The organism is Coprococcus sp. ART55/1, from assembly GCF_000210595.1.
Taxonomy (GTDB): domain Bacteria; phylum Bacillota; class Clostridia; order Lachnospirales; family Lachnospiraceae; genus Coprococcus; species Coprococcus aceti.
Window position 1 is genome coordinate 2,814,973 of record NC_021018.1, and the last position, 1,320, is coordinate 2,816,292.

Genomic DNA, 1,320 nt, shown 5'->3' on the forward strand with positions numbered 1-1,320 from the left:
AATGCCCATAGATCATTGTCTGAGCAGCTTCACGAGCATAGTATAACCAGAAAGTATTATGCCATAGTCCATGGAAATATCGCACAGGATGATGGTACTGTGGATGCGCCGATCGGAAGAAGTCCTAAGGATCGGAAGAAGATGGCGATCAATACCAGAAATGGCAGACATGCCGTCACACATTACAGGGTTCTGGAGCGTTTTGGAGGAAAGTATACCTTTATTGAGTGTCAGCTTGAGACCGGCAGGACACATCAGATCCGAGTTCATATGGCATCCATTGGACATCCCATACTTGGGGATGAAGTTTATGGACCGAAGAAATGTCCGTTTAAGCTGCAGGGACAGACGCTGCATGCTGGTATTCTCGGTTTTGAACATCCCTCAACCGGGGAATACGTTGAGTTCAAGGCTGATCTGCCGGAATATTTTGAAGATCTTATAAAGAAGTTAAAACTGTTAAATTAATATAATGTAACAAACGAGTATAGACAATTGTCACAAATTACGTGCAATTGTCTATACTTTTTTATTTACAGTTTATTGTATAAATGTTATAATAACCCATATAGGAATTTAAGTATTTTGTACATAAGTAATATATTTTGATATTTTTTACATGGAGAATACGAGAAGATGGGAGTGGTTACTATGGCAGAGAAGAAGATTATTACTATAGGTAGACAGTTCGGAAGTGGAGGAAAGCAGATCGGAGAAGCTCTTGCAGAAAAGATGAACATACCATTTTACGACAAGGAGTTACTTAAAGAAGCAGCAAAGAACAGTGGAATATGTGAAGAGATTTTTGACAGCTTTGACGAAAAGCCTACGAATAGCTTTCTTTACTCACTGGTGATGGATCCATATTCACTGGGATTTGGCAGTTCAACAGAGCTTCCTCTCAACCACAAAGTTTTCCTTGCGGCATTTGACACCATCAAGAATCTTGCAGAGAAAGATGGTTCATGTGTATTTGTCGGCAGATGTGCTGATTACGCACTCAGGGATCTGGACAACGTGGTGAATATATTCCTGTATGCAGACATGGATGACAGAACAGCCAGAATCGCCAAGAAGTACAACATAAGTGAATCGAAGGCCAAGGATATGATCAAGAAGGAAGACAAGGCCAGAGCTTCATATTACAACTATTATACATCCAAGAGATGGGGCGAGATGAAGGGATACGACATATGTATCAATACTTCGAAGTACGGCATAGATAAGACGATAGATCTGTTATATGACATTGTAAATAATTATTGATCTCAGTCATGATTATTATTGAAAATTGTAATATATCATCATAATAATGTCATT

The 1,320-nt window shown here is 39.1% G+C and carries 2 protein-coding genes; both read left to right on the forward strand.

The window, feature by feature from the left end:
• Window positions 1–468 (forward strand): RluA family pseudouridine synthase (locus CCU_RS12675; RefSeq protein ID WP_208896253.1); only part of this gene is annotated, 468 nt, incomplete at its 5' end.
• Between the two features lie 183 nt (window positions 469–651).
• Window positions 652–1,266 (forward strand): AAA family ATPase, encoded by a 615-nt coding sequence (locus CCU_RS12680; protein WP_238050269.1) that lies wholly within the window; start codon window positions 652–654, stop codon window positions 1,264–1,266.
• Window positions 1,267–1,320: the final 54 nt, after the last annotated feature.